This is a genomic window from Streptomyces sp. SID3212 (genome assembly GCF_009865405.1).
GTDB lineage: Bacteria > Actinomycetota > Actinomycetes > Streptomycetales > Streptomycetaceae > Streptomyces.
Genome location: NZ_WWJY01000558.1, coordinates 1 through 7,030 on the forward strand (window position 1 = coordinate 1; position 7,030 = coordinate 7,030).

General features: G+C 74.0%; 1 protein-coding gene. It reads right to left on the reverse strand.

Annotation, left to right across the window (positions count from 1 at the left end):
* The coding region (locus GT042_RS16915) for an SDR family NAD(P)-dependent oxidoreductase (protein WP_161309550.1) at nucleotides 1-6,961 on the reverse strand (6,961 nt) is incomplete at its 3' end.
* Between the last annotated feature and the right edge of the window lie 69 nt (nucleotides 6,962-7,030).

A 7,030-nucleotide genomic window follows, 5' to 3' on the forward strand; every position in this document is an offset into this window, starting at 1 on the left:
CCACCGCGCCGGCGCCCTCGAAGGCGACCCGGGCGGCTCCCAGTCGGCCGTGTTCCAGCGCGAGAGTGCGTAGCGCGGCACCGACCGCCGCGTCGTAGGGGCGGGAGGACGGGGTCGGGGCGGTGAATCCGTAGACCACCCGCAGGTCCCTCGGGGTACCCGGCCGGGCGAGCAGGGCGGTGGTGAGGCCGGCCACGGAGTGGAGTCCCCGGTCGAGGCTGTTCGGCAGGTCGCCGCTGCCGAGGCCGGCCGCGTTCTCGGGGGCGCAGAAGATCAGGGCGTCCGGTTCCAGGCCCCGGCGGGCGAGGTCCGCGACCAGGCGTGTGCAGTGGTCCCGGTTTCCGGGCTCCAGGCGGTAGCCCGCGCTGTCGTCGTCGGTAGTACGGGCGAAGTCCTGGGCCCGGGTCAGCGTGACGGCCTCTGTTCCGTCGGCGGCGAGGCGCTCGGCCAGGGCCTCTGGCAGCCCCGGCTCCTCGGCGAAGACCAGCGCACGGCGTGGCGCCGGGGTGCCGGCTGCCGTCTCGGGTGACGGTGCGTTCTCCCAGGCGGGGCGGGCGAAGCGGACCAGGGCCGCCTCTTGGGGGGTCGGGGTGGGTGGCGGGATCGGCGGGGCGTGCTGATCGGAGTCCTGGGCGGTGTCCGGTGTACTACTACCACTGCTCTGCACGCCGTCCTGCCCGCGTTCCCGCACGCCGTCTCGTACGATTTCGTGCGCGTCGTCCCGTACAGCTTCCTGCGCGTCCTCCGGCTCGGCGAGCCAATAGCGGGCGCGGTCGAAGGGATAGGTCGGGAAGGCGGCGCGCCTCGGGCGGGGACCGGACCACAGGAGTGGCCAGTCCACCTCGGCCCCGGCCAGCCACGCCCGGGCTGCCTCCACCAGCTCGTCGCCCTGCCAGCGTGGTACGCCGGTACGGGCGGCGGTGCCGGTGTGGACCCCGGGGGCCTCCCGCCCCTCGGCGAAGGCCCGGAGTCCCTCGGCCAGTTCCGGCAGGCTGCCGGCCACCACGGCCAGGCGCTCGGTCAGTTCCCGGCGCCCGGTCTGGCTGGTCCAGGCGAGCGAGCGCAGCGACGGCCCGGTGGTGTCGTCGGCGCGTGCGCCGTCCCGCAGGTGCTCCGCGACCCGCTCGGCGAGCACGGCCAGCCGCTCCTTCGTGCGGGCGGACAGGAGGAACACCTCGTCGTGCCGATCGGGAGCGGGTCCGGCGGCCACCGCCGGAGCGTCCACCTCCTCGTACTCCTCCAGGACCAGGTGCACGTTGGCCCCGCCCGCGCCGAAGGAACTGACGCCCGCCCTGCGCGGGTACGCGGTCACCTGCCCGTCGAGGTTCAGCTCGGGCCGGGGCCACGGGGCCGCCCCGGTCAGCGGCCGGAACGGCGACCCGTCGAAGTCGATCTTCGGGTTGATCCGCTCCAGGTTCGCGCTCGGGTAGAGCATTCCGTCCCTGAGCTGGAGCAGGACCTTGGTCAGCCCTGCGATGCCGGCGGCGCCCTCCAGGTGGCCGATGTTGGCCTTGACCGAGCCGATCGTGACGGGCGGGCCGTCCCAGTCGGCGCGGTGTGCCGCGTCGGAGCCCGAGCCGAAGGCGTGTGTGAGCGCCACGACCTCGATCGGGTCGCCCAGTGCGGTGCCGGTGCCGTGAGCCTCCACGTACCCGATCGTGCGCGGGTCGACCCCTGCCTCCTCCAGCGTCCGGGCCACCAGCGCGGCCTGCGCGTTGGGGTTGGGCACCGTGTAACCGCTGGTCTTTCCGCCCGCGTTGGACCGGCTCGCCTTGATGACCGCCCAGATCCGGTCGCCGTCCGCCTTCGCTTCCGCCAGGGGCTTGAGCAGGACCGCGCCCACCCCCTCGCCGGGGACGTAGCCGTCCGCGCCCGCGTCGAAGGTCCGGCAGGCGTCACCGCTCGCGAGCATGCCCCGGCCGGCCAGGGCCACCAGGTGAGCGGGGTGGAGGATCAGGTTGACCCCGCCCGCGACGGCCATCCGGCACTCGCCCCGGCGCAGGCTCTCGCAGGCCAGGTGGACGGCGGTGAGCGAGGACGAACAGGCCGAGTCGACGGCGAAGCTTGGCCCGGTCAGATCGAAGACGTAGCTGGCCCGGTTGGCCACCGACCAGTACGCGGAGTGTGCGGCTCCGAACTCGCCCCGGTTCCAGCCGGAGGCCGCGGCGAGCTGACCGTACGAGCCGTACATCAGTCCGACGAAGACACCGGTCTCCGGGACCCGGGTGTGCTCGCCGAGGTAGCCGGTCTCCTCCAGGAGGTTCCAGCAGGTCTCCAGGAAGAGCCGCTCCTGCGGGTCGATCGCGGCCGCCTCGCGCGGCAGGATGCCGAAGAGCTGTGGGTCGAATTCGTCGATGCCGTCGAGGAATCCGGCCCACTTGCCGTAGGTACGGTTCGGTCGGCCGCGCCGGGGGTCGAAGTGGGCCCGCCAGTCCCACCGGTCGGCCGGTACCTCGGTCACGCAGTTGGCACCGGCGGCGAGGTTCCGGGCGAAGGTGTCGAGGTCGGGGGCGCCGGGGTACCGGCCGGTGACGCCGACGACGGCGATGTCGAGGGTGTTGTGGTCGGGGTCGCTGTGGGGCGCGGAGGTCGGGGGTGAGGCGGAGGGTGTCGCAGCGTCAGGGGTCGTTTGGACGTGGGGAGTTGGTTGGGCGACCGGGTTTGCTTCTCCTGTGGCCGTGGCCGGAGCCGGGTCCGGGGAGTCGGTGGGCTGAGCCGCAGGGGCCGCCGGATGTGCCGGGCCCTCCTCGTCACGGGTCAGGACGGCGGTGAGACGCTCCCTCCGGATCTCAAGGAGGTGGGTGGCGAGCCGCTCGATCGTCGCGTGCTCGAACAGCAGGGTCGCCGGGAGTTCGCCCAGGTCGGCGGAGAACAGGTCGATGATCTCCGCCCCGAGCAGCGAGTCGACCCCGATGTTGTCCAGGGTCTCCCGGTCGGTGATCTCGTCCTCGCCGCACTTGAGGAGCCCGGCGAAGACGCGCTTGAGGTAGTCGCGGGCCCGCCGTTCCAGATCGGGATCGGGTTCGGAATTCCCCTGGGACGTGGGGTCGCCGGTCGTGGTCGGCACCGGGTCGGTGGCGGCGGGCGCGGGGTTGGTGGCGAGCGGCATGCCGTGCCCGGCCAGGCGGGCCGGGTCGGCCTTGATGACCAACGCCTGCCCCACGCCACTGGACAGTGCGGTCCGCAGGGCCGCGAAGCCCTCCGCCGGGTCGATGGAGCCGACGCCCAGGGCGGCGAACGAGCGGTGATAGCGCTCGTCCGACACCGCGCCGACGGTCCCCCAGAAGCCCCAGTTCACCACCGACACCGGGAAGTTGTCGCGCCCGCGCGCCTGCCAGGCGTAGGCGTCCTCCAGCGTCGCGGCGGCGGCATAGTTGGCCTGCCCGGGCGAGGCGACGAAAGACGCGGCGGAGGAGAACAGGACGCAGAAGTCGGGCCGTTCGTCCGCGAGCGCCTCGATCAGTACGGCGGCGCCGACCGCCTTCGCGGCGAGTACACGGGTGAAGTCCGCCTCCGTCATCCGGGCCAGCGGTACGTCACGCAGTTCGCCGGCGGCGTGCAGCACGCCGTGCAGGGCGCCGAAGTCCTGCCGGGCCCGGGCCACGGCCGCCCGGACCGCGACGGGGTCGGTGACATCGCCACGTACGTAGCGGATCTCGCCGCCCAGCCGGATGATCTCGGCCGTCCCCGCCAGGACCTCCGGGTCGTCGCCCGGCCTGCGGCCGAGCCACAGCAGCCGGGCGCCATGTACGGCTGCCAGGTGCTCACTCATCGCGCGGCCCAGGCCGCCGGCCCCGCCGACCACCAGGTACACGCCGCCGTCTCGCAGGGTGGGACCGGTCGCGCCCGGCGCGAGGGGCTCGAAGCGGCGCAGGTACCGGCGCGCGCCGCGCAGGGCCACGACGGGGTGGGTGCCGTCCTCCGCCACGATCCGGCGGGCGGCGCGGGACGGGTCGGCGGCCGTGGTGTAGGGGTCGATGTCCACGCAGCGCACCCGCCAGAGCGGGTGCTCGGCCGCCACCGTACGGGAGAGTCCGACCAGGCCGGCGCCGTGCGGCAGAACCCGGTCCTCGGGTGTGACCGGCAGGACGCCGTGGACGACGAAGGTCACGGCGAGCGGGCGGGCCGCCTGGCCGAACCGGAGCAACTGCTTGAGCAGGTAGAAGGCCGCGAGGGTGACCGGGTCGCCGGTGGGCGCGGTATCGGTGAGTTCCGGCACCGGGCCCTCGCGGCCGGCGAGGACGTAGAGCACGTCGAACGGGCCCGGGGCGGGGGTGGCTCCGCCCAGCGGGATACGGATCACCTCGTCGTGGGGGTGCAGTCCGGCGAGGGCGTCGGCGAGCGGGCCGTCCCCGTCGGCGCAGGCGAGCGCGACGCGGCGACTCGTACCGTCCGGGAGCCTCTCGGGCGGTGCGGCGTCCTCGTACCAGGCCGGGCGGCAGATCAGCAGCGGGTGGTCCGGGGAGGGGGTGGCCGGCGGGGACTTGGCGGGCGCGTCGGCGACGGCCGGGGGCTCGGGGGGCACTTCGGCCTGGATGGCGGACGCGGCGGGCCCATCGGTGGTGGTCGCGACCACGGCCGGCGCGTCGGTGACGGCTGCGGATAGCGCTGCCGCGTTGGCGACGGCGGGCCTCGTGGGCGGTGCGGACGCCCCAGGCGGTCCCGACGCCTCGGGTGGTACGGCGACGGACGCTGGGGACGTGTGGGACTCCGCAGGTTGCACGACAGCGGGAGCAGCGGAGGTGCCGGTCCCCACGGGCCGTACAACGGCGGGCGCCGTCGCGGGGCCGGACTCCGCAGGCCCTACGACACCGGGCACGGCGGACGTGCCGGACACCCCGGGCCGTACAACGACGGGTGCAGTGGACGCGCCGGACTCCGCAGCCTTCGCGACAGCGGACGCTGCGGACGTCCCGGACCCCGTCGGCCGTACAGCGGCGGGCGCGACGGACGTGTCCGCCGCCACGGGAACTACCACGGCAGCCGCCGTAGCCGGGCCGGGCTCGGCGGGCCCTACGACCCCGGGCGCTGCGGACGTGTCCGACGCTCCGGGTCGTACAACGGTGGGTGCTGCGGATGTGCCGGACACCCCGGGCCGCACGGCGGCAGGCGCGGCGGACGTGGCAGACGCCTTCGGCCTTGCGGCGGCCTCCGCCGTAGTTGGGTCGGACTCCGCAGGTCGTGCGGTGGCTGGGCCTACCGTCCAGTGCCTGGTGCGGGCGAACGGGTATGTGGGAAGTGGGACGTTGCGGCGTGGGCGGCCCGCGTGGGCTGTGGTCCAGTCAACGTCCCGGCCCGCCAAGTAGTCCTCGGCGAGGCGCATCAGGCGTTCGCCGTGGATGTCCGTGGGCGGTCGGCCGCCGGTGAGCAGTTCCTGCGCCTGTTCGCGTAGTTCTGCAAGGTTCCGGATCACGAAGGCGGCTCGTACGGGGAAGTGTGCTCTCGACAGCGCAAGCGTGCGGGCGGTGTCGCCCAGGTCGTGCTGTTCCGTGAGCCGTTCGGTCAGTTGCCGTACCCGGTGGTGCAGGGCGTCGGCGGTGCGGGCCGACAGGGGCAGGACGACGGCCTCGTCGGCCGGTCGCGGGGCGGAGGCCGCCTGGGGCGGCGCCTCGGCCAGCACCACGTGCGCGTTGGTTCCGCTGAACCCGAAGCTGCTCACCGCGCCGACCCGCAGGCCGGACGGTCCGGGCGGCCAGGGAATGGCGGTGGTCGGGACCCGGAAGGGCCCGCGCTCGAAGTCAATCTTGGGGTTGGGCGTCGCGAAGTTCAGCGACGGGGCGATCCGTCCGGCCCGCAGTCCGAGCACGACCTTGATGAAGCCGGCGATGCCCGACGCCAGGGTGGTGTGCCCGATGTTGGACTTCACCGAACCCAGGTGGCAGACGCCGGCCGACGCGGCCCGGTCGCCGAAGACCTGGGTGAGGGCCTTCACTTCGATGGGGTCGCCGAGAGCGGTACCGGTGCCGTGCGCCTCCACGTACCCCACCTCGTCCAGGCTGAGGCCGGCCCGCCGGTAGACGTCCATCAGCAGGGCCGCCTGGGAGTCGGCGCTGGGGGCGGTGATGCCGTTGGTCCGGCCGTCGCTGTTGGAGCCGGTGGCCTTGATCACCGCGTACACGGTGTCGCCGTCCGCCAGGGCGCGGTCCAGCGGCTTGAGCACCACCGCGCCGACGCCCTCGCCGAGGACGATGCCGTCGGCCGAGGAGTCGAAGGGCGCGCAGCGGCCGGTGGGTGACAGCATGCCCGCGCTGCTGGTCCAGACGTGCATCCGGGGCGTCAGCATCACCGCGACGCCGCCCGCGACGGCCGTCTCGCATTCGCCGGACCTGATGCTGGTGACGGCCTGGTGTACGGCCACGAGCGACGAGGAACAGGCCGTGTCGATCGCGACGGCCGGGCCGCCGAGGTTGAGGTGGTAGGCGATCCTGGCCGCCAGGATGGACGGCGAGTTGCCGAGGAACGCCTGGCTGGTGCCGTCCTGGCCGTTCGCCTCCAGCAGCCGCAGGTAGTCGCCGGCGCCGGATCCGATGAACACGCCGCAGCTGGCGCGCTCGGCGCCGGGGACGGCGTAGCCCGCGTCCTCCAGGGCCGACCAGGCCTCCTGGAGGAAGAGGCGTTGCTGCGGGTCCATCTGCTCGGCCTCCATCGGCGAGAGGTGGAAGAAGCCCGCGTCGAACTGGTCCACGTCGTCGAGCAGCGCGGCCCACTTGCTGTAGGTACGGCCTTCGGCGCGGCGGTCGGTGTCGTAGTACTGGGCGATGTCCCAGCGCTCGGCCGGTACTTCGCGGACGCTGCCGTGGCCGGCGACGAGGTTGGACCAGAAGGCCGGGAGGTCGGGGGCGTCGGGGAAGCGGCCGGACATGCCGATTACGGCGATGTCGGCGGGGGCGGCGGTCTTGGTGGGCGTGGCGGTCTCGGCGGGCACGGCGGATGCGGCGGGCACGGCAGGTGCGGCGGGCACGGCGGGCACGGTAGGAGCGGCCGAGGGTGCCGTGGGCACTGCGGGAGCGGCAGTCTCGGCAGGCACCGC